Raw genomic sequence first — 20,248 nt, 5'->3', positions numbered from 1 at the left:
GCGAGGTGTACTTCGAAGGGGTACCAGGGTGGGATGCCGCGCTTCTCGAGAGCTCTCCAGAGCTTGTCGAGGAGCTTGGCTCTCTCCAAGCCGCTTCTGGGCACGTGGTTCAAGACTACTAGGACGTCGATGTCGCTGTCTGCGGTGAGCTCGCCTTCGACGGCTGAGCCGAAGATGTAGACTTCAGCTTCCCCGAAGGCCTCCTTCGCGGCTTCGGCTAGGGTTGGCAGGTGCTTGCGCCACTCGAGGAGCATTTTGAGCCTCCAGGTTTGGACTGCCAGCGCGGTGTCCTCAGACACTGAAGACATCCTTCTCCAAGCTGTCGAGGAGCTGCGCGAGCTTGGCGGGTTGGGCTTCTCCATCACCTGTAGAGGGGTGAGAGGTTCATGACTGCGAGCCCGAGGTGCAGGATTGCTTTCGGCGCCAGCTTGGTGTAGAGCTCTGCGATGCTGTGGGCGCCGATTTTGAGGGCTGCCTGGACTCTCTTCTCGACTACTTGGAGGCCGAGCTTGAACGCTTCGTAGAGCTTGGCTTTCTCGGGCCAGACTTTCGAAAGGATTTTGACTACGATTTCTCTGAGGGTGGGGCTCTTGATGGCTTTCAGCTTTCTCGCGAGGGCTAGGATAGCCCGCTCCTCCGGCTCAAGCCTCCAGTACAGTCCGAGCCTCAGCGCGCGCTTGTAGGCGGCGGAAACCAGCGCAGGCGTGACCTCGAGCTCTGGGAGCAGAGGAGGCTTGAAGCCGGCGGAGGGGCCCCCCAGCATACGCGGAAGTTTAGCGGAAAAAATTAAATCTTTTACGCGGGGGGCCGGTGCTCCGGGCTGCTCGAACTGCGGGGTGGTGTGGGGCTGAGCCCCGAGAGGGAAGGGAGTGGTAGCGCCTTGAGTGGAGAGAAGGGTGCTTCTGGACCTTGAGCAGTGGGCTGGTGCCGGGGCTGCGCGCAGCTAGTGGTGGCTGCCTCGCTGCTGCAGAGAGCGGGAGTAGAGAAGTGATGGGAAAGCTTAAATGGTTGGGATTTCATGCTACCGTGGGAGATGGATGGAGATTGCGAGAGTGGATGGGAGGGGTAGGGTGGTTATCCCTAAGAGGATTAGGGAGAGGGTTGGGATAAGGGAGGGGAGCCGCGTCAGAGTGGGGGTGGATGGGGGGCGCGTTGTGATAGAGCTTCTCGAAAGCGTCGCTGACAAGTACTTCGGGGCTTTCGAGGTAGCTGTGTGGCCGGAGGACGTTGACGAGTACGCGGCCGAGGCTGTGAGGAGATGGTGGAGCCGAAAAGCTACGTAGACGTCAACGTTTTCGTGTACTGGCTCGGCAGGCATCCGGCTTTCGGCGAAACCTCCTACGAGTGGGTGAAGAGGATCGAGGAGGCCCCGCGGGGGAGCTACGTGACGTCAGCGCTAACCTTGTACGAGGCGGCGGTGATAGTGGCCGGCCTGGCTGGAAGGAGCTTGAGAGACCAAGCGGTGATCAGGAAGGTGGTGGGATCGATCGGGGGCTTGCCTGGCTTGAGGGTGGTACCCTTGACGCTAGAGGACATCGTCAGAGCGGCTGAGCTGATGCGGGAGCATAGCCTCGACTTCGAGGATGCGGTACACCTGGCTACAGCGCTGAGAAGCGGGGCGAAGGAGATAGTATCCAACGATGGGGACTTCGACAGAACCCCGCTAAAGAGAAGGTTCGGCTGAGAGACTGGCTGCTGCGAGCTTCTCGAGAGGATCCTTGGCAACTTCCCTGAGGAGAAGACTGGGGAGGCGCGAGAATACACTGTCTTCAACCGCTGCGTTAACCCTTCGTTATTGCGCTGCTAGGGTTGCGCGCTCCGCGTTCCCGGCGGCTCTGCTGCCCGGTTGAGCTGTAGAGTGTTCTCGCGCTTCGCTGTGTACGTGGAGCTTTAGAGCTTGCGTGAGCTTAGCGGGGGAGCGCGGGCTGTGAGCGCGGTGCTGGGTGTGCCGAGGGGCTGAGGAGCTGGAGGGGGTTGCGCTGCTCTCGAGTATGGGGGTGGGGTGCTGAGGGGGGTTGAGAGGCCTTGGGGGTGCGGGGGGATCGGTGGGGTGCTGGCAGCTGAGCTGGGGGACGGCTTCGGGTACGCGAGGGGGATTCGTGACAGTAGTTGATGCTTCAGCGCTGGCGAAGCGCTTGAGAGCGGCCTCTACGTAGCCGCAGTGCCACCTGCTTCTCTGAACCACCGGCTCCCAAGAACCTCGGGAGCCTCCCGCCTCGCGGGAGCGCCCGGAGCCGAGCCTCCTTCCTTTGAAGCTACTCTAGCTGCGGTACGCGGTATTCGGCAAGCCGTCGGTGAGGCTCAGCCGCTCGGGGTTCCAGAGGCTGGGGGGCTCTCAGCTTGGGGCTGCTACTGGGCTCTCGCCCGCAGCGCTAGAGCGTGGAGTGCGACTTCCCTTCCGGCTGCTGCAGGCCTGGTGTGTACTCGGAAGCGCTTTACCAGGAGGGTTACTACGCGCTCGTGCGTCTCCCTGATGGCTTTAGCCTCTTCAGGTGTTTTCGCGTCTGCCCACGGCTTCGGGTGGGTAACGATGATGACGCGCGCTCGCGCTGACGCGCTGTGCACCAGGTCGATGATGAGCTGCACGTTGGAGGTGAGCGGGCCGCAGAGGAGGAGCAGAGCTCCCTTCTCCAGGTTCCTGGTGATCCTGGAGGCTTCGCGAGCTCTCTCCGCGAAAACCTCCTTAAGGCTGAGAGCTCCGAGCTCTTCAGCCAGGTTGGCTAGCTCTGAAGAGGGTTCTGGGAGGATTTGCTCTAGCGCTTCGAAGCTCAGCTTAAGCTTCTCGAGCGCGAGCTTCACCGCCAGCGCGAGAGCGCTCCTCGCGTCGAGGCGGGGGGTTAGCTCAGCCGACCCGCCTTCGATTCTCAGGAGGGAGGTGCCCACGCCCTCTCTGGCGGCTGCTAGAGCTGCCGAGAGCATCGCCGAGACGGTGAAGTCGAGGACTGAGGGGCTCGGGGCGTCTAAGTTCACAGCAACCACCGCGGACCCCTCCCCGGCTCTGTAGTCCCGGACGATCAGCTCCTGCAGCCTGGTCGTGGCCGGCCAGTCGATGCTCTTCAGCCTGTCGCCCGGCTGGTACCTCCGCGAGCCGCGGTACTCTAGCCCCCGCTGGAAGGAGGAAGCCCGCTTCTCCTCCCCGCTTGCTTCGCCCGCGCCGCCTACGAGGCTTGCGAGCGCTTGGAGGAGGAGGGGTGTCGCCTTCGGCAGGACTAGCACGCTGAATAGGGGGTTGGTGGCGGCCGCGTGCTCCCAGAAGCCGAGCCTCGACCTGGCGAGGAGCTTCAACCTCACGCTCGCTTCCCCGAAGATCCTGGGCGCCAGGTGGAGGTAGAGGCTCGTGCCTGCGGCGCGGACTCCCACCCACTCCGGCTCCGCGGCGACCTGTGAGCGAACCGGGTTCGGGAGCTCTGCCCGGAGAACCCTGCTGGACCCCGCTAGGAGCTTTAAGCTCCGGGTGCTCAGCCTGCACTGGGAAAGGGCTCCCGCGTCTCTCGAAGCCTGCCTGTATGCCGTGAGGGCGTCCGCTGCCAGGAGCGCGAGCATCGCGAGCGTAGCTGCGGCGATGAGAGGATCCCGGAAAACGAGGGTGAGGAGAGCCTCGGCGAGAGCTGCGAGAAGAAGGTCTCGCCCCTTGCTGGTTAGCTTCATGTTTTCGGGACCTCTACCTCCCTCAAGACCCGCTGGATGAGCTGCTCGGTTGCGACGCCGTCGAGCTCGTACTCGGGCTTCAAACCTATTCTGTGCCGCAGGACCGGCACTGCTAGCGCTTTAACGTCGTCGGGGAGGACGTAGCTCCTCCCCGCGAGGTAGGCTAGGGCTCTCGCGCCTTTCGTGAGCCAGACAGCTGCGCGTGTGCTCGGCTTAACACCCACTTCCTCGAGCTGCCGGACGGCTCTGAGGAGGGAGATCACGTAGAGCCGGATTCTCTCGTGCACGTAAACCTTCTTCACGTCCTCTATGAGCAGCTGGATGTCCTCGGGGGTCAAGACTCTCCTCTCATCCACGCTCTCCAGGAAGTCCAGGCGGCGCAGCACTTCCGCCTCCACCTCGGGGTCGTAGCCTGGAATGCTCACGCTGTAGGAGAAGCGGTCGACCTCGCCCGTAGGGAGCTCGAAGATCCCCTCGCTCTCGCCCGACACTCTAGTCGCGATGAGGAGGAAGGGCCTGGGGAGCGGGAACGTCCTCCCGCCGATCGACACCTGCCTCTCCTGCATCGCCTCGATCAGCGCGGCCTGGGTTCTCGGAGTGGCTCTGCTGAGCTCGTCCACGAAGACCACGTTCGCGAAGATGGGGCCGAGCTGGATCTCCCAGGACCCGCTCTGGAGATTGTAGTACACTGTGCCGATGATGTCGGCGGGGAGAAGGTCGGGCGTCATCTGAATCCTCTTGAAAGTGCCGCCAATGCCGCTCGCGAAAACCCTCGCGAGGAGGGTTTTCCCCGTTCCCGGGGGTCCCTCGATGAGAAGGTGCCCCTCCGATAGCAGCGACACGAGGAGGAGATTCACTACATCATCGTGCCCCACGAAGTAGCTTTTGATGCGGGCAGCGAGTGCGAGAAGCTTCGTCCTCCGCGCAGCGTTAGGCGCTTGTAGCAGCTTTCCGGGCTGTGTCACTCGCCCTGCACCTCTACAGCCCTCGCTACCTGGACTACGTGTCTTTTAAGCCTTTCCGCGAGCTCTCTCTGCCTTCTCATAGCTACGACCCCCAGGGGGGCTGCCGCGGCTAAAGGGTACTTCAGCTCCGGGCTCGAGAGAGCCCTGTGGGCGGAGCTCAGCGCGGCTTTCAGCGCCACCAGGGGGGTCTCCTCCCAGTGCGAGTTGTCGATCGCCGGGGCTGTCGAGCGGAGGAGGTGCTCGAGGAAAAGAGCGTTCCCCTCCCTGCCGAGCATCGAGTTTATGAAGATGCTCGAGTCCGAGACGACCACGAGCTCGCCGCCCCTGAAGCTCAGCGAGACCGCGGTGGGCAGCGGGCCTGCCGGCTCACCTTCGTCGTGTACACCGTTACCGTTCAAGTCGAGGTAGCTGAAGAAGCTCGAAGCCGCGAGCACTCTGCAGCCTGCACAGCCCGTGACGTTGAGCGCTGTCGCGTAGTTGAGCGCTAGCCTCCGCCCTGACCAGTAGGCTAGTGGTAGCTCGCGCGCACCCAGGTTCAGCAAGGGGTCTACGAGAAGGCCTCCGGTGAGCCGCACTGGGGCGCCTATAGCCTCCAGCAGCTCGTTCGCAGTTCCGAAGTCGTCTGCAATCACGACACGGCCCCCTTTCGCCAGGAAAGCTCTGACCGCTAGCACCTCGCCGGGGGTGAAGCTCTTCGAAGGCCCTACGATCAGCAGCGTGTAGTTCCGCGGGTCGAGTGCAGCCAGCTCGGTGAGAGAAGCTTCGACGGCCCCCCGGGATCGGGCAAGCTCCTGTAGGCCATTCCAGCCAGGGTTGGCGGGCCAGAAGTCCGCGTTGACCGGGTAGAGCCAAGCTGCCAGTACCACAACCCCTAAGGCGAGGGCGGCTGAAGCCAGCAGGATGCTTCTCAAGAGGCCTCACCCTCAGCGCTTTCAAGAGCTCGCCGCAGAGACTTCACGTAGCTTAGATCCACCTCTTCGTCTGCGTACAACCTGGCTTCAACAACTCTGCTCAATTTCTCGAAGTACGCAGCCTTCGGCCCAAGCCTGAAGCTGACGAGGCTCAAGTACTCGGAGATCGTGTGGCTAGGCTCCATCTGTACCCCCGTGACCTTCTCGACGAACGCTACAGCCTGCAGGTACTCGCTCACTACCGGGTCAGCAGCCGCTGCTTTAAGGGGCCGGGATGGCTCCTCGGCTAGCTCGGGCGCTGGAACTTCGGGCGCAGAGGTCTCGAGCGTTCCAGCCTGCACCTCCGCGGGAACTTCAGCTCTCTCAGCTCTTCTCAAGCGCTTAGAGGCCCTCGTGTACGCCGCGAAGGCGCTGCCAGCCAAGAGGGCCGAGACCGCTATGAGTAGGGGGTTGACGATGAGTATCTCCGCTTCAGCGCTCCCGCTCGAGTAGGCGGGGTCGTGGGAAGTCACGGTGACGGTGAGCTTCGCCTTGCCGCCTGGGACGAGGGGGGGAAGCGTGGCCTCGAGCGCGATGGGGGTTTGAGGCGCGGGGTAGCTCTTCTCGACGGCTAAGCCCCCCTCCGGGATTGCTACGTGGACGTCGAACGCGTCGGGCAGCCCGCCGCCCTCGCCGAGCACGCTCACCTTGACTGTGAAAGGAACCATAGCGAGCAGAATGCTCGGCACCTCCAGGTTGACGTAGAGAGCCAGCTTCTTGACAACGAGCTCCGCGCTCCCGCATCCAGGCCCGTACACGCCTCGAGGCACGGTGCAGACCTTAATCGCGTGAGCCCCCTCCCGAGCCTCACCCGGAACCTCGACCTCCCAGAGGGCCCTCCCCTCCGAGGTTCCCGCTAGGAGCTGCTGGCCCAGGCCGTAGAGCACGAAGCTCGCGTCGCGGAGGCTTGATTCGGCCTCAACCCTAACCCGCGACCCAGGCGTCACCACGCTCGGGGTAACTGTGACGTTGACTCGCGGCGTGAAGAATGTGAGGTTGAGCGTGAAAGGCTCGGAGACCGACGGCCTGTACACGCGAGCATCGGGGCCTGAAGGCTCGTACAGGGCGACTAGGACCATGGAGCTGACGTAAACGTAGGGCACGCTGACCGTCGCGTAGTAGGTGCCGCTGCTATCCGTGAGCGCGCGCCCGCAGACTCTCCCGTCGCAGAGCAAGGTGACTTCCCGCTGGGGGAGGGGGTCGCCGCCCTCTGTTTCAAGCGTACCATAAAAGAGAGCTGTGCTCCCCACCCACGCGCTACCCGTCGTGGACTTTAGCGTTAAGCGCGTTCTAATCAAGCTGGTGTGGAGTGACTCGTTGAGCTCAGCTGCTCTCAAGTAGTAGGATGAAGCGAGGAGGCGGACAGCCTCTAGGAGGGGCCCGGGCGCCGCCTTCACTCTGCGCTGCACAGCTTCCGCTGCGTCAGCTAGGCTTACGTAAGTGGCGTTGACTCGGGTTAGTGTGCGCAGAGCCTCGCCGAGCAGCTCTAAAGCGCCCTCGAAGTCGCCGAAGCGGAGGTGTGACTCCGCCTCCCTCAAAGCCTCTCTGGTGGAGTTGAGCAGAAGCCCCTGTTGGAGCGAAAGCTCGTGAAAGCGCGAGATGATGAACGCCACATCGCCTGGCGCTTGAAGCTCGAGGAGGTACCGGCCCAGCTGAAGGTAGCCGGTGAAGTTCTCGCTGCGGAGCATGCTGGCAAGCTCAGCGTAAATCTGAGTGAGCTTTAAGACGTCCACTGAGGGGGTTACCTCGTCGGGGTTTACGTGGCGAGGGTACGGTTGAGCGAGGGGAGAAGTTGCTGCAGCCACCATGAGAGAGAGGAGGAAGGGGAGGAGAGTCCTCATAAGCCGAGCACCTCCACGATTCTCAACGCGACGACCACTGTAAACAGGGCAATGAGGGCTATTAATATAAAGTCCCTGCCCTTCCGCTTCGGCCTCAGCAGCGCGTGGAGCACTGCGTACTCTAGGACGAGGATCGAAAAGTAGGCGTCAAGCCTCCTCTCCCCCAGGGCCGCTAGAGCGGCGACAGACACGCTGTAGAGCCCGGGTAGAAGAGCGTTGAAGAGCTTATCCTTCCTGATCACCCTCGCCCACCACCGAGAGCCTCAAGGTGAGATTCCCCCTCCTCCTCTCCCACTGCTCTATCCTCACCGGCGAGCCTGTAGCCCGGGCTGCTACAGTGGCAGCTACGTGGGCCGGTAGGGGGCCTAGCACCTGCTCGAAGCGAGTGGGCTCAGCTGCCCTCTTCACCCCGACGAGCTCCACTAGCGCTGAACCCTCCCTCGAGGACACCCTCACCGCGTCGCAGATGCCCAGCGTGTCGACTAAAACCAGCTCCAGGGCTGCCTCGAGGTCGGCGCCCTGCTCGACAGTGTAGGTTGGGGATGAGAGGATGAGGAAGTGGCCTCGGGGGCTCCTCCAGAGCAGCCTGCTCGCGTCGGGTTTGCCGGGAAAGCTGGAGGGCTGCTTAAGCGGGACCGCGATGACTCCGTCAGGCGTGTAGACTGCTCCAGGCTGTGCGGCAAGCTCTTCGAGCACTCTCGAGATGTTCGCCACGTACGCTTCAAGCATGGAGTGAACTGCCTCGCGGTACGGCGCTTCGCACGGGGTTAGAGCGAGGGAAGCAGCGGTGACGACAGCCCCGATCCCCAGAGCTGAGAGAGGAATGCTGCCGAGAACAAAGTAGGAGAAGATTGCCAGCGCTGACCCGCACACTCCTAGAACCGTAGCTGCAGCCAGCCACTTATCCACCCGCGATCACCCTGGCTTCGAGCCTTAGGTAAACGAGCTTCCTGTAGGCCGCTGTAAGCGCGAGAGCCACGGTGAGGCCCTCGAGGGAAGCCACGACAGGCCAGAGCCTTATCCCGAAGGGAGTATAGTTGAGGACCAGGCCCACGAGGGGGACGAGGGCGAGCGAGAGCCCGATCGAGAGAGCCAGCCTCTCGAGGGGCTCCAGGTCGCCTGCCTTCGGGTAGAGCGCCTCCACGAGCGAGTAGCCGGGGAGGAAGAGCACGGCAATCGAGCCGAGAACGTAGCGGAGCGGCAGCAGCGGGGCGAAGCCGTTCTCAGTGACCCACACAACCACGGCGGTGAGGGTCGCGAGGGAGAGAAGAGTCCAGAGCCAAAGGCTGTAGTCGGGCCTCACGAGGTACTCGGGGAGAGTGAGAGGTGGGGAAGGATCTTCGAGAGCTAGCTCGCCCTCAGCCCAAGCCTTGTAGAGGTCGAGGCAAGCGTTGAGCAGCCCCCTACTCCTTGCCCTTTCCTGGACGAGGTTCCAGAGTTTTCCCTCCTTCATACTCCACCAGCCTTCGTGACGTTGATGTAGAGGTGGTTCCAGCGGCCTGTGTAGACCCACGAGCCTGAAGTCGTGTTGTACATCCAGAGCTCGAAGACGAGCGCCACGTTCACCCCCTCCTTCTCCAGCGCTAGCTGCACGGGGATCGTCGCGTTCTCCCCATGGCCGAGCACGAGCTCGTACTCCCACAGCGGGGGAGCTTCGAGGGGGGTTGAATTCGTCGGGAGACTGCCCCTAGACCCGAGCTTCGCTACAACTTTCAGCAGCGCAGCCTTGCCAAGGTGGTTCATGACGAAGATGTGCAGCTTCACCGGCTCCCCCACGAGCACTCTCGATGGGTAATCTCCGATCTTCCCCCTTTCGCCCAGCAGCCCTAGAGCGAGGAAAGGTTCACTACTTCTAGGCAGGGTGAGGGCTACCGCGATCACGCACGCTACGGTTACGATGGCGGCTAGCACTGCTAGGACTTCATCGTCTAGAACCACTCCTCCCCACCTTTTTCTTTACGAGCCACTTCCTCCTAGAGTAAGCCCACGCGAGGGCGTACGCGCGTGGGAAGAAGTAGTAGAAAAGAGGCGGAAATGCGAGCAGGATAGCGGTGGTGGCGCCGATGCGCAGCCACTTGCCGATGCGGTACGAGGGGAGCTGCTGCTCGTACTCCCTAAGCTGGCTAGTGACTTGCTGAATGATCTGCTCAGCCTCCTCAGGCTTGTTCGCGCGGCAAAGCTCCAGAGCCTCGTTGAGTGCCCGAACCTGAGCTGAGACGTCAAAACCCTCTTCGCTCAGCCTCTCCAGCAGCTTTACGGCCTCTAGGAGCTGATTCTCAGCTGAGCAGCCCTGGAGCTGAGCCGGCACGAGTAGCGCGCAGAGGGCGAGAGCCAGGTAGCCCATAAGCTCCAGGCAAAGAAGACTGCCCGCACATAAACACTTTTCCCGGCTCTCGCCCGGCACAGCGCAGAGAAAACGCAGAGCCTGCTGGGCTTCTCGCGCACGCTTCTAGGACTCTGCCTCCTCAGGCTGCTAATCCGACGGTGAAAGCTAGCGTGTAGCCTAGCTTGAAGAAGATGATAGCAGCTAACCACAGGAGCGCTGCTCTTTCCCCAGCCTTCTCTGCGATAAGCGAGAGGATATACGCGAGGCCGAGCGCTTCGCTGAGCGAGAAGGGGTAGTCGTACAGAGACCTCCACATTAGCTCGAAGGGGGCTGTCACCGAGAGCAGGTAGACTACGATCAGCCAGGGCGCGAGGAAGGGGTTGCAGAGCTCGGAAGGCTTGGGGGACGCGATACCAACAGCGGTGAGCAGCCAGACAGTAGGGTCTAGAGCTGCTGTTGCAGCGTACTCGTAGACGTTGAAGCTGAAATCTCTCCACCAAGCTGGCGAGAATAGCTGAGACTTCTGAACCCTACTCCACCAAGAGCGTGTTAAAGCGGAGACCACGTTGGATGGTGACCGGAAGCCCAGCTGAGCCGCCGCGCTGTCAGCTAGGTAGAAGCCGAGCGCGGCCAAAGCTAGCTGAAGGGTAAGCGCGGCTAAAGCCCTCCTCCTGTACTTCTTAGAGATGAGGAAGAGGCTCAGCGATAGCGAGGTGGATGCGAAGAAAACGGCGCCCATGTAGATGTGGGTAGCCACAGTCACCACCAGCATCACGTAGTGCAGCGCAAGCCACCGGGCTCTCCCCTGCTTGAGCCACCGCGATAGGAAAGCTACCGAGAACAACCCCGTGGAGAGAGCTGTCCAGTTGCTGAAGAGTCCTCCGAAAAGGCCGGCAGTCGCCGTGTAAGTTAGAGGGGCTAGCGCAGACGCTAGCGCTGCCACGTTCCTCCCGGCCAGCTCCCTCGCTACGGCATAAGAGGAAAGCGTGTGCAAGATTAGGGAGAACAGCGGCAGTGCTTTCACTGCTTCGAAAGGACCCAGAGCGGTCGCTAGGCTGTAGAGAAAAAGGTAGTACAGGGGTCGATCGTAGCCGATCGATATAACGCTGGGCAGCCCGCCCTCAAGGAGCGTGATAGCGTGAGGGTAGTACCTTGTCACCGAGTCTACTCCGATAAGCTCCACACCCGGGTTAAGCGCTGAAGCGTAAATCACTAGCCACAGGAGGATGCAGGTCGCCAGCCCTACGAGGAGGCCGAGACTCCCCAAGGTTGGAGCATAGACCTTGCTCTTTCTCTCGAGAGCTAGCGCCCCTAGGGATGCGAGCGCGGTAGCGAGCACGATCAGCGGTGCCACTACGGTGAGAGGACAGTAGAGAGAGAGGTGGTACGGGAGCGCAGGAGGCAGCGGCAGCTTAACCGCGTAAGCTCTGGCTAAAAGGTAGGCGATCGACAGGGCTTCCACCGCTACTACTCCAGCTGCTACCGCTTCCAGGCAGCGCCTCAGGTTCCTGAAAGCTGCGAGAACCACGTAAGCAGCGGAGAGCATAGCCAGGAGGAACGGGTCGCCGACGAGAATCGAGGAGAAGCCGGCAGCGAGAGCCGATACTGCGAGCCACCCCCACGACTCCACCAAGCCTTTCGAGGCTACTACCAGGAGGAGAGCCCACAAGAGTACGCCCGCTTCGCCGAGAGGGAGGGTTATAAGGCGCACAACGACCCCGCCCTCCTGGGATGGACAGCTGGGTAGGAGAAGAGATACCGCGTAAGTCCACGCTAGAACAGCACTGACGCCCAGTGCCGCTAGCCCGGCTGCAGACGTGGCGGCGCCTAACCTTGACAAGTGCTCCACCTCGCTGCTTCCACCCCGTCTACGCGCACGCTTACCTCCGTGCACTTGATGGGATGACCGCCGCCAAGAAACCAGAGCTCCTGCAGCGTCCCTAGTGGTTGACGTACCTTAACCCTAGTGACAGATACTGTCCCATCCTCCAGGTAGAGCTTCACATCAACTGTAGAGTCGAGAAGGCCGGGCAGGGAGTACGTTCTCAGCAGGGTCACCTTAACGCTCTCTCCCAGCTCCCTAACCGAGACAATTACGACGGGCGAGCCGTGCCTGTCGTCAGCCGGCTTAAGAGGGCTGCTGAGAGCCCAGTAGCCAGCGTAAGCGCGCAGCCCATCACTGCAGCCTAAAGACGCGTAAGCGAAAAAAGCTACACCTATCACGAGGGGTAAGGCTCTCGCTAGCTTCCCGACTTTCACGTTTAGCCGCCCACGGACGGCTTTCTTCTACTTGCTAACCCGCTTTCTTCTTACTAGCCTGCTGATAGCTATCCCTACTCCCAACCCTGAAACTGCAGCGACTATAGCAGCAGCGTTCGCAGTACTCCTCGGCAAGCTCTCAGAAAGTTGCTTCTTCAGCTCAGCATTCTCGCTGCTCAGGTCAGCATTCGCTCGCGTCAGCCGGTCTATCTCGGCTGTCGCTTCGTCGAGGCGCTTCTGAACGCTGGAGAGCTTATCTGAGAGAGATTGTTTCTCCTGTTCCAGCACCGTAATTCGCGCCTGAAGCTCAGCATTGGTCTGGTTAAGAGCCCTGATAGCCGCGCCGAGGCGCTCAAGCTTGAGAGTTAGCTCGTTTAGGCTTGCCTCGAGCTCGGGAACTTTCAGGGTGCGTGCCACTACGACTAGGATTCTGCTCCAGGTTGAGAGCTTAGAAAGTATGTCGCTATCTCTCGGCGAGGCTCTACCCAGCTCCTTCTCAAGGCTCTTAAGGAGGTCAGCGGTCACGGCGTCGGTCGATTTAGCCTGGAGGTCTCTCGCTATGATCGCTAGTGCTCTCAGCAGATCGCCCGAGAAGCTCTCGACGAACCCGCTCACCATCTGGAAGGCAGTGTTGGCGGTGGAGTAAGCAGTCTCGTAATCCTTCGCGTTGTAGTAGCTTACCGCTCTGCTCAGCGTCTCATTGATGCTGTCTAGCTGCTTCCTGTAGTTGGGATCTATCTCCACGCCAACTTGGCTCAATATCGATGATAGAGATTCCAAGGCTGCGTAAAGCTCGCGTAGAGACGAGTTCACAGCGGCGATCCTGCTCCTTGCGAGCGACTCGTAGTCAATGGTCGGTGGAGGAGGTGGTGGAGGAGGAGCCGGGGTTCGAAGGACAAAGGACGTATACCCCTTATCGTTGGTTCCAGAAACGGCGATTATTACGCTGTAAGTTCCTGTAGGCCAGTTACTGCCCGTCACAAAGGAGAAACTACAGGAGCCCCCTTGGCACGTGAGCTGCCCGAAATCTCTTCTAGAACCTGAAGGGTCTTTCACCTCCCACAAAAGCACGACTGTCGCTGCCGGCGTTATCCTAACGCTTATGCTAACAGTCTCGCCGGGCGCGTACTCGCTTTTACTGGGGGTGGCGGTCACCGAGTAAGGTGAGGCGAGAGAACAATAGCCGAGAAATACCAAAAGCAGTATGATTAAAGAGGATAGCTGCCTTAACACGCTGAAGCTTTTACTTTGCACTATATAACCTTTACTGCATTCAAAAAACTTAAGAGGAAAGAAAAATGCGAATTCGGATTCTAAGAGCCCTTCTCATCTTAATTGCTCTGTACGCTAGATAGCCTAATACGATCACCACGACAATCGCTATAGCTATTGGTGCGAAAATCGCTAGAGGGCTTATTGCCGAGTTCGCCGCCTCTAGGGCCCTACCCTGAGCAACCTTGGACTTACTCTGCTCGAAAAGGGACCGCGTCTCATGCAGCAGGCTCGTGGCCCTCTCGAGACCCCTAGTCCGCCCCTCCCGCTCTGCTCGCACTACAGCTTCTTCGGCACACCGAAGTACATCCCACGCGTCTGACATCGGGATGCTTACTTGTCCAGCCTCGGTCAGCGCCGCAGGCTATGATGTTACATTCAAGATGTGAGACTCAAAGTCCTCTAGCCGCCCGTCACCGTGAAGTCTACAGACTTTACTTCAGCGTAAGCCGTCGGCGTCTCGTACGCTGGCCAGTTGCTCCAGACGTAGATGTACGCTCTATAGGTTCCCGTGGGTGCCCCTTCCGGTATCTTTCCGCCTACAGCGTACGTTGCGCTCTTACCCGGTTGCAGGGATCCGTAGATTACGCCGTAGTAGAAAGTTACACCCTGGCTGTTTACGAACTTGACGATGAAAAGGAAGTCGTACTGGGGAGGCGCGTAGAACATGAAGGGGCAATCGACCGTCGCCTGCACTAGGACTAGGTCGCCCCTCCTGAAGCTGGTCTTAGGGTTGCCTTCCTCATCAAGAGTTTTTATATCCTTCACCTCCATTGGGAAGGTGGAAGCGGAGAAAACCGTTGTCGCCACAACCAGTAAAGCTATAAGAAGCAGGAGGGTAAGGCATTTTACGATCGACATTCTCATACAATGTAGGGAAGCTGAATGCCTATAAATAAACATTGCTGCTTGAGAGCTAAAAGATACGAAGCAGTAGCGGGTAACATGTTAAGACTATTTCTACTCTTTTAGGTATTTTCCTTTCCGTAGCGGTTAGGCCGCGGGTAGAGCCGGTAACTTCCTGGAGGCTTGTTGCAGCTGTAAGTCTCTGCTCTATAGCTTCGTCTAGCCTTCCTGGTGCTGCCCGCTCCTGCGCTGGGGGCGGAGTTAAGAATAATGGAGAGGTCTTCAGAGTAGGAGGTGTGAGCGCGCTTGAGCTGCTGAGCCGAGAAGCTGCTGCCACGCAGGTCGCAGTGATGGCGGGTGGTGAGGGTAAGAGGATGGGGCTCATCGGGGTGCCGAAGCCCCTGATCACGCTGAACGGGGTGCCGCTCCTCGACCGCTGCATCCGCTACTTAGCTTCTAGCGGCTTTCAAGAGTTCGCTGTGCTGGCGAGGCACGAGGAGGTTGCGAGACGCGCGAGCGAGGTGCAGTTCGGGGTCAGGGTGAGAGTGTGCAGGGACCCGCCGCTCCCGAAGGTGGGGAAGGGGAAAGCGCTAAAGCACGCTCTGGAGACGGGCTGCCTCGACCCTGGTAGAAGAGTGCTCGTAGCTTTCCCCGATGATGTTTTTCTAGATGGGACGCTGCCTCTCCGGTTCCTCGCGAGCCACCTTGAAGCTGTGAGAAGGCTGGGTGTTTGGGCTAGCGTCGCGGTCGTCGCGGGGCTCCAGCTTCCCTACGGTGTCGTAGAGGTGGATGCCCTAGGCTTAGCGGTAAAGTTCGAGGAGAAGCCATCACTGAGGGTTTACGCGAGCACGGGCCTCTACATCTTCGAGCCTCAGGCTTTGAAGCTCCTTTCGGAGGTCGTGGATATGAGCGCACCGCGCGCGGTAGAGTTCGAGAACACTCTCCTGCCTCTTCTCGCGGATAGGAGGAGGCTTAACGCCTTCGTAGTTCCACAGGGGGCTTGGATGTCCGTTAATACCCTTAAGGAGCTGGAGGAGGCGGAGGAGGCTGCCAGAGAGATGGAGAAAAAGGTACCGCTGAAGGAAAGTTGGGGTACGGGGGACTAAGACTCGCTAGTCTGAAGATAAAAAGAAATATTTCTTCTCTGGTGGGAGACCGTGCACCCTGATAGCTCGAGCAGCTCGATAATGATGAAAGCTCGCCCGTTGCCTGCGCTCGCTGCTTTCATGCTCGTGTTTGCTGTTAAGCCTCTCTTTGAAACGGAATTCAATGTCGTGCTTTACGACTACGCTATCTGGGGGGCTGCCGCGTTCTCGCTTCTGACAGCAGCCGCCGACTTCAAGCTCTTTTGGGGTAGGGCGAGCATCTACTCAACCCTCATGCTCGAGCTGGAGGGGCTTGTGCTGGTCGCTGTAGGTAGGCTGGGCTCGCTCGCCGTTAACGCTCTCTACATGGTTCCTTTCATCGTTATCCCGCCTCTCGGCGGGCCGTATACGACCCTCGGGCTTAGCCTCTCCTTCTGGGTGTTCCCGGGTTCGCTCCTCATCTTTGCGTCTTCCGCGCTTCACGCCTTGGTTGGCTCTCCGCTTGAACTCGCTCGCGGCCCGACCCTCGCGGAAGTGGAGGCTCAGCTTACTAGTGGGCTGAGGTCGGTTGCGAGCGCGGTCACGGCGAGGCCTTGGACGGCTGTGCTCCTAGCTTTCCTCTTCGCGTTCGCGTGGAGGATCACTCCTGAGATTCTCTGGTGGCCCTGGCCAGTGGGGTGGGATACCGTCGAATACATGGCTCACCTCCTTGACTTCGCGGAGAAGCTGAACCCTTTCACCTCTTACTATTGGATGGGCGGTTTGCGCAACATTCCCCCGCTTCTCGACATCGTACTGCTGCCGGCCGCCTTAGCTGGCCACGCCTGGGTAGCGTTCAAGCTTTACCCGCCGCTGGCGTACGCCACCTTAGCTGCCTCAACGGTGCTCTACGCTCAGAGAGTCCTCAGGCTGGGCTGGAAGGCCAGCCTCCTGGCGGGTACCTTGACGGCGCTCTACTTCCTCAACTTTAGGATCTCGTGGGATTACCACCGCCAGCTTCTCGGCTCCATCTTCCTGGTTTCCGCAGTTGCTTGCCTCGACATCGACGATCTACGCGAGAGCTCACGTAGCCGCCTCGCTGCGGCTGCGCTCGTCGTGCTCGCTGCGATGAGCCACGAGGTGACGGCGTTCGCCGCTATCATTCTGTCCCTAGCTTACGTAGTAAGCGCTATGAGGCGCCGCGATGCCGCGTCGATTGCGACCGGTGCCGCGGCTCTGGCCGCTTCGACCGCCCTCGAGCTCTGGTACTGGGGTTTCACGCGGCTCGTAGCTCCCAGCGAGTATACTGGAGTCGCCTTCCCAGGCATGGCGGCCTACGCGGACGTTGTGGCAGTTACAGGCGAGGCTGCGAGCTACCTGGCGGCTGGTTACGGCTTAACTCTGCCCTTCGCGGCTCTGGCTCTCGCGAGACCCGGCTTGAAGTACACTAAACTGGTTTTAGCAGCTCTGATGTCTGCCGGCCTATCTCCGCTGATAGCTCCTTACACCGCGGTGACCACGTGGTACAGGTTCCTGATCGGCGCAGCACCTCTCGCCTCCACCCTAGCAGCCGCCGGGCTCGTTGGCGCTACAAAAGATAGGAGGATTATCGCCGCCTACCTCCTTCTAGTGGCTTTGCCCAGCACGCTCAACGCCTTCTCCTTAGGCCAGGCAGCCAAATACACTTCAAGCCTCAGAGAGGTTCCCTCGTTCTTCGGACCCAGCCCTCCCAGCGCAGAGCAGCTGGCAGAAGTGGCCGAATACTTCCTGGAGAACCCGCCGGGAGCTCCGGTCCTCGCTGAAAACGGGAACGTGGCTAGGTGGGTGCACTTAGCGGTGCGCAACCCCACCCCCTCCGCACTGATCTGGGATGCTACACCCTTGAGCGTGAAAGCGTGCAGCCTTCTCAACAGTACTGGCAAGCTTATCCTCGTGACCTTCGCTGAGCTAGAGCTCGACTGTGGAGACCTCTACCTCCTGAAGGAAGGATCCTTCAAAATCTACCTCCTCCAGGCCCAGGGCTGTCAGAAAGCAGAGAATGTAGAAGGTGAGCGTTGCTAGCGCGTCTAAGCCGCCCGCCCCGAAGAAAACCTCGCAGCAGTAGGCTCCCCCTGCTTCTCTTCCTGGTTGAGAAGAGCGCTAGAACTCTGACCTGCACTCTCTGGTTCTTCTGAACTCGAATCGAAGCCTCCATCGAAGCGCGTGAGAACCTGTAAGCAAGAGGTAGGACTTGGAGTGCTGGAGCTCCCACCGGGCACAGCGGCTGTTCGCGATCGGATTAGGCAGCAAAATAGAGAGAAATACACCCAAGCCAGGCAGCTGAGCTAGCAAAAGAGAAAGCTTTTGGAGAAGTTTCTAGCAAGCTATATTCTCCTGAGAGAGACTAGAAGCTTATTAGTTAATCGAGCAACCGGCGTTTAGTGCAAATAGGCAAAGCCGGAGCGGAAAGGTATGCAATGTTTCAGCTAAATATTTACCGATACATTACAACTGTCGCCGGTGGCTGGATGGCCAGCGAAATGCCTGCCAGCAAACCGCTCGTTACCGTCTGCATCATCACGCTCAACAGGGAAAGAGTTATCAGCGAAGCTCTGCGCAGCCTTATTTCGCAGAGCTACCCGAAAGATAGGCTGTACGTCGTCGTAGTTGATGGTGGCAGCACGGACAGAACGGTTAAGATCTGCAGGGATCTGCTTTCCACAGCTGGGTTCTCAGGCTACAAGATAATCGTTCAGCCAAGCACGATCCCGGAGGCAAGGAACATCTGCATATCACGTGTGCGAGGGGATTTCGCCTTCTTCTGGGACAGCGATGTTATCATGCAGCCTTGCGCTCTGGAGAGGCTTGTCGGCTCGGCGATCGAAATGGGGGGCTGACATCATCTCGGCCCCGGTGAGTTTTCTCGCTGTGAGAAACGCTGAGGAGGGGTGGCGGGAGCTCGACAAAATGCGGTGTGGCGCTGCCGGAGGAGTAGTAGAAGTGCCGGCTGTAACGATGAGCGCCACTCTAATAAGGAAGGAGACCTTGGAAAAGGTGCGCTTCGATCCTGACCTCACTCTCTACGAAGATTTAGACTTCTGCTGGAGAGCGAGGGCATTGGGCTTCCGCGTATTTCTCGATGAGGGAGTGCGCGCCATAGACTTGAACCTCACAAGCGACCCTGGAGTTGATATCTTCACTGGCAAGCCGCTTTCAGAGCTTATGAAAGGGCTGAGGAAGAAGGGTAAGGCTAAAGCCCTATGCTTAGACCTGAAGCCAGGGCTTAGGCCCTTTATAACTTACCTTGCTCGCAACCCGAGACACGCGTTATACCTCGGGTACGCGCCCGTCTTATCTCTCCTGGTCTACGCGGTAGTTCGGTGTAATATTCTCCTCGCCTTAACCGCTGCGAGCTACATTCTTAGGATATGCTGCAGTTCAAGTCGCAAAAAGAGGTTTAAAACGTAGGGCTTCTGATAAACATCTTCGTTCTGTATACAGCGCTCTCAGCAGCCTCAGATGGCTAACTCGGAGACACAACACGTTAGATCCTCTTACGGAGAATCGCCAGTGATACTTTTTTTATTCCTCTCCCCTTACTCCTTGAGTTGCATGGTTAAAGCTGTGCTCTCAATGATCGTGAAGGACAGTGTTGAGCGCGTTGGCGAGGATGTGTTTCTGAAAGTTCTCGAAGCATCGCTCCAGGTTCCCTACTACAGCGTCATCCTGGTGGATGACTCTTCCTCGGAGAAGACAGCAGAGGCTGTGAGGAGGTTCGCAGAGGAAAATGGCAAAGAGCTTGTTGCGACGCGCTCCCGGCTCCCACAGGGCTGGAGCCACCCCACCCGGGCGACGGCGCGGCAGACGGCACTCGACACCTTCTTCGAGAACTTCAGCGAGGAGTGGTTAATGTTCCTCGACGACGACTGCGTTCTAAATCAGGGCTGGTGGAAGTGGGTCGAGGAGAATAAAGCCTTAGAGGATGAGCGTGTGGGAGAGGTGTGGGGTATCAACTGGGACGCTGATATCTCGAAGAAACGCTACATCGAGGCTCTGGGGCGGGACTACGGGGATTACCTCGTCGAGGCGTTCGAGCGTAGGGGTGGGACGCACGACACCCTGCTTAGGAGGAAGGCAGTGGAAGGGGTGAGAATCCCGCCGGAGCTGCACGTGCTCGAGGACGCGTGGCTTCACCACTACGTGCGGTGCAGGGGGTACAGGTACGTGGTCAACCCGGTGGGCGTGACGCACCTCCACCCTCCAGAGCCGCTGACTTTCAGCAGGGAGAAGCAGCAAATAAAGCAAGCGCTCAAAGTAGCTTTGAAGTACGGTATAGTCGCAGAGAGCTACAGTGTGCCGCGGTCGCGGCTCGGCGCGTGGCTCTCCCTTGTGAGGCCCGTGGTTGGCCTGGCACCAACGGTCTGGGTTCACCTGCGCGTGTACGGCGCACAAGGGGTGCCGATAGCTGTGAAGAAGCAGCTTGTGAAGCTGATGTGGAGGTACTACGTTGCCCGCAGCCTAAGGGGGGATCTTCCCGACGTCTGTGAAGCTATTAAAAACTACCACGCAGAGTTGTAGCAGATGATGCGGTTTATTTATCGCTTGGCGGCGCCTCTCTAGAAGAACAGAGCTGCTCGCAGAGCTGCTCGGGATGAAAGTGGCTTCTTCCGGGATTCCCGCCTTACTTAAGGGCTATGGCGGGAACAGCTCAGCTGCTGCGGCGCTCGACAGCACGGAACGTGTGGATTCAACTCCCCCAGGGTCCCCTCCTCGCTGAAGCTGTGACCCTTAAGAGAGTATACGGGTTTAGGTTGGTGGCTGATGTACACAGCGGGTTTCTCGTGCACGACGATTGGAAAAGTTTCGTCCTCAACGCGCCTTTCAAGAAGCTTCTCGAAAGATGCGATGCTGTTATCGTACACAACAACCAGGTTTTAGAACTGCTGCCGCACAGCTGGGAGGATAGGATCCTCGTCGTTTACGATCCCTGGCCGCTGCTCGAGCAGCGGCTCCGCAGCCGCTACGCCTGGAAATGCCCGGAGGGGGAAGAGTACTTAGTTATGCCTGCTTCGTTCGCTCCCTGAGCCTGTCGAGCAGG

23 protein-coding genes are annotated in these 20,248 nt (G+C 59.6%); 8 read left to right on the top strand and 15 right to left on the bottom strand.

All coding sequences use genetic code 11. The features are described 5' to 3' along the window. Both QXU72_07700 and QXU72_07695 read right to left on the bottom strand, forming a co-directional pair. Window positions 1-362 (bottom strand): nucleotidyltransferase domain-containing protein (locus tag QXU72_07700; GenBank protein ID MEM0495124.1); only part of this gene is annotated, 362 nt, incomplete at its 3' end. After that, window positions 362-763 (bottom strand): hypothetical protein, encoded by a 402-nt coding sequence (locus QXU72_07695; protein MEM0495123.1) that lies wholly within the window; start codon window positions 761-763, stop codon window positions 362-364. The genes QXU72_07700 and QXU72_07695, both read right to left, overlap by 1 nt. A gap of 274 nt (window positions 764-1,037) precedes the next feature. Between QXU72_07695 and QXU72_07690 the strand changes: the two genes are divergently transcribed. Together QXU72_07690 and QXU72_07685 are read left to right on the top strand one after the other, a co-directional pair. Beyond that, window positions 1,038-1,283 (top strand): AbrB/MazE/SpoVT family DNA-binding domain-containing protein, encoded by a 246-nt coding sequence (locus tag QXU72_07690; GenBank protein ID MEM0495122.1) that lies wholly within the window; start codon window positions 1,038-1,040, stop codon window positions 1,281-1,283. After that, window positions 1,259-1,684, top strand: coding sequence for a type II toxin-antitoxin system VapC family toxin (locus QXU72_07685; protein ID MEM0495121.1), 426 nt, complete (start codon window positions 1,259-1,261; stop codon window positions 1,682-1,684). Before QXU72_07690 ends, QXU72_07685 begins: the two co-directional genes overlap by 25 nt. A 665-nt stretch (window positions 1,685-2,349) precedes the next feature. Here the strand turns inward: QXU72_07685 and QXU72_07680 are convergent. From QXU72_07680 to QXU72_07620, 13 genes are all read right to left on the bottom strand, one after another. After that, window positions 2,350-3,648, bottom strand: coding sequence for a DUF58 domain-containing protein (locus QXU72_07680; GenBank protein ID MEM0495120.1), 1,299 nt, complete (start codon window positions 3,646-3,648; stop codon window positions 2,350-2,352). Continuing rightward, a complete protein-coding gene (locus tag QXU72_07675) occupies window positions 3,645-4,613 on the bottom strand; it encodes a MoxR family ATPase (GenBank protein ID MEM0495119.1) in 969 nt (322 codons plus the stop codon). Before QXU72_07675 ends, QXU72_07680 begins: the two co-directional genes overlap by 4 nt. Then, the gene (locus QXU72_07670) at window positions 4,610-5,524 is read right to left on the bottom strand and encodes a DUF4350 domain-containing protein (protein MEM0495118.1); all 915 of its coding nucleotides are present in this window, start codon (window positions 5,522-5,524) and stop codon (window positions 4,610-4,612) included. The genes QXU72_07675 and QXU72_07670 overlap by 4 nt, the downstream gene beginning before the upstream one ends. Further along, window positions 5,521-7,404 (bottom strand): hypothetical protein, encoded by a 1,884-nt coding sequence (locus tag QXU72_07665; GenBank protein ID MEM0495117.1) that lies wholly within the window; start codon window positions 7,402-7,404, stop codon window positions 5,521-5,523. The genes QXU72_07670 and QXU72_07665 overlap by 4 nt, the downstream gene beginning before the upstream one ends. Beyond that, complete coding sequence (locus QXU72_07660; GenBank protein ID MEM0495116.1) at window positions 7,401-7,646, bottom strand: hypothetical protein; 246 nt, start codon at window positions 7,644-7,646, stop codon at window positions 7,401-7,403. Before QXU72_07660 ends, QXU72_07665 begins: the two co-directional genes overlap by 4 nt. Then, on the bottom strand, window positions 7,630-8,313 hold the full coding sequence (locus tag QXU72_07655) for a hypothetical protein (protein MEM0495115.1): 684 nt from the start codon (window positions 8,311-8,313) through the stop codon (window positions 7,630-7,632). Before QXU72_07655 ends, QXU72_07660 begins: the two co-directional genes overlap by 17 nt. Then, window positions 8,306-8,857, bottom strand: coding sequence for a DUF1616 domain-containing protein (locus QXU72_07650; protein MEM0495114.1), 552 nt, complete (start codon window positions 8,855-8,857; stop codon window positions 8,306-8,308). The genes QXU72_07655 and QXU72_07650 overlap by 8 nt, the downstream gene beginning before the upstream one ends. After that, a complete protein-coding gene (locus QXU72_07645; GenBank protein MEM0495113.1) occupies window positions 8,854-9,342 on the bottom strand; it encodes a DUF1616 domain-containing protein in 489 nt (162 codons plus the stop codon). Before QXU72_07645 ends, QXU72_07650 begins: the two co-directional genes overlap by 4 nt. Next, complete coding sequence (locus QXU72_07640; protein ID MEM0495112.1) at window positions 9,326-9,748, bottom strand: hypothetical protein; 423 nt, start codon at window positions 9,746-9,748, stop codon at window positions 9,326-9,328. Before QXU72_07640 ends, QXU72_07645 begins: the two co-directional genes overlap by 17 nt. Before the next feature lie 121 nt (window positions 9,749-9,869). Continuing rightward, a complete protein-coding gene (locus QXU72_07635; GenBank protein ID MEM0495111.1) occupies window positions 9,870-11,570 on the bottom strand; it encodes a hypothetical protein in 1,701 nt (566 codons plus the stop codon). Then, on the bottom strand, window positions 11,558-11,989 hold the full coding sequence (locus QXU72_07630) for a hypothetical protein (GenBank protein MEM0495110.1): 432 nt from the start codon (window positions 11,987-11,989) through the stop codon (window positions 11,558-11,560). The genes QXU72_07635 and QXU72_07630 overlap by 13 nt, the downstream gene beginning before the upstream one ends. A 27-nt stretch (window positions 11,990-12,016) precedes the next feature. Beyond that, window positions 12,017-13,222: a hypothetical protein gene (locus QXU72_07625; protein MEM0495109.1), complete on the bottom strand. Its 1,206-nt coding sequence runs from the start codon at window positions 13,220-13,222 to the stop codon at window positions 12,017-12,019. A gap of 441 nt (window positions 13,223-13,663) precedes the next feature. Beyond that, window positions 13,664-14,128, bottom strand: a complete 465-nt coding sequence (locus tag QXU72_07620) for a hypothetical protein (GenBank protein ID MEM0495108.1) — start codon at window positions 14,126-14,128, stop codon at window positions 13,664-13,666. 275 nt (window positions 14,129-14,403) lie between these two features. Between QXU72_07620 and QXU72_07615 the strand changes: the two genes are divergently transcribed. The 6 genes from QXU72_07615 (at window position 14,404) to QXU72_07590 (ending at window position 20,234) form a co-directional block, all read left to right on the top strand. Beyond that, window positions 14,404-15,213, top strand: a complete 810-nt coding sequence (locus QXU72_07615) for a sugar phosphate nucleotidyltransferase (GenBank protein ID MEM0495107.1) — start codon at window positions 14,404-14,406, stop codon at window positions 15,211-15,213. Window positions 15,214-15,294: 81 nt separating this feature from the next. Next, a complete protein-coding gene (locus tag QXU72_07610; GenBank protein MEM0495106.1) occupies window positions 15,295-17,232 on the top strand; it encodes a hypothetical protein in 1,938 nt (645 codons plus the stop codon). A 446-nt stretch (window positions 17,233-17,678) separates the two neighbouring features. Next, window positions 17,679-18,047, top strand: coding sequence for a glycosyltransferase family A protein (locus tag QXU72_07605; GenBank protein MEM0495105.1), 369 nt, complete (start codon window positions 17,679-17,681; stop codon window positions 18,045-18,047). Beyond that, on the top strand, window positions 18,016-18,618 hold the full coding sequence (locus tag QXU72_07600; GenBank protein MEM0495104.1) for a hypothetical protein: 603 nt from the start codon (window positions 18,016-18,018) through the stop codon (window positions 18,616-18,618). Before QXU72_07605 ends, QXU72_07600 begins: the two co-directional genes overlap by 32 nt. A 144-nt stretch (window positions 18,619-18,762) precedes the next feature. Continuing rightward, on the top strand, window positions 18,763-19,728 hold the full coding sequence (locus QXU72_07595) for a glycosyltransferase family A protein (protein ID MEM0495103.1): 966 nt from the start codon (window positions 18,763-18,765) through the stop codon (window positions 19,726-19,728). 236 nt (window positions 19,729-19,964) lie between these two features. Continuing rightward, the gene (locus QXU72_07590) at window positions 19,965-20,234 is read left to right on the top strand and encodes a hypothetical protein (protein MEM0495102.1); all 270 of its coding nucleotides are present in this window, start codon (window positions 19,965-19,967) and stop codon (window positions 20,232-20,234) included. Window positions 20,235-20,248 lie beyond the last annotated feature (14 nt).

This window comes from Thermofilum sp., from assembly GCA_038741495.1.
Lineage (GTDB): Archaea > Thermoproteota > Thermoprotei > Thermofilales > Thermofilaceae > Thermofilum.
The sequence above is the reverse complement of the archived record's forward strand: the minus strand, read 5'-3'. Positions and strand labels throughout refer to the sequence as shown.

What these genes read in the sequence shown, in the direction of transcription:
- QXU72_07695 (MEM0495123.1), bottom strand. Translation starts at nt 763, where the DNA reads ATGCTGGGGGGCCCCTCCGCCGGCTTCAAGCCTCCTCTGCTCCCAGAG.
- QXU72_07690 (MEM0495122.1), top strand. Translation starts at nt 1,038, where the DNA reads ATGGAGATTGCGAGAGTGGATGGGAGGGGTAGGGTGGTTATCCCTAAG.
- QXU72_07685 (MEM0495121.1), top strand. Translation starts at nt 1,259, where the DNA reads ATGGTGGAGCCGAAAAGCTACGTAGACGTCAACGTTTTCGTGTACTGG.
- QXU72_07680 (MEM0495120.1), bottom strand. Translation starts at nt 3,648, where the DNA reads ATGAAGCTAACCAGCAAGGGGCGAGACCTTCTTCTCGCAGCTCTCGCC.
- QXU72_07665 (MEM0495117.1), bottom strand. Translation starts at nt 7,404, where the DNA reads ATGAGGACTCTCCTCCCCTTCCTCCTCTCTCTCATGGTGGCTGCAGCA.
- QXU72_07650 (MEM0495114.1), bottom strand. Translation starts at nt 8,857, where the DNA reads ATGAAGGAGGGAAAACTCTGGAACCTCGTCCAGGAAAGGGCAAGGAGT.
- QXU72_07640 (MEM0495112.1), bottom strand. Translation starts at nt 9,748, where the DNA reads ATGGGCTACCTGGCTCTCGCCCTCTGCGCGCTACTCGTGCCGGCTCAG.
- QXU72_07620 (MEM0495108.1), bottom strand. Translation starts at nt 14,128, where the DNA reads ATGAGAATGTCGATCGTAAAATGCCTTACCCTCCTGCTTCTTATAGCT.
- QXU72_07610 (MEM0495106.1), top strand. Translation starts at nt 15,295, where the DNA reads ATGATGAAAGCTCGCCCGTTGCCTGCGCTCGCTGCTTTCATGCTCGTG.
- QXU72_07605 (MEM0495105.1), top strand. Translation starts at nt 17,679, where the DNA reads ATGGCCAGCGAAATGCCTGCCAGCAAACCGCTCGTTACCGTCTGCATC.
- QXU72_07595 (MEM0495103.1), top strand. Translation starts at nt 18,763, where the DNA reads ATGGTTAAAGCTGTGCTCTCAATGATCGTGAAGGACAGTGTTGAGCGC.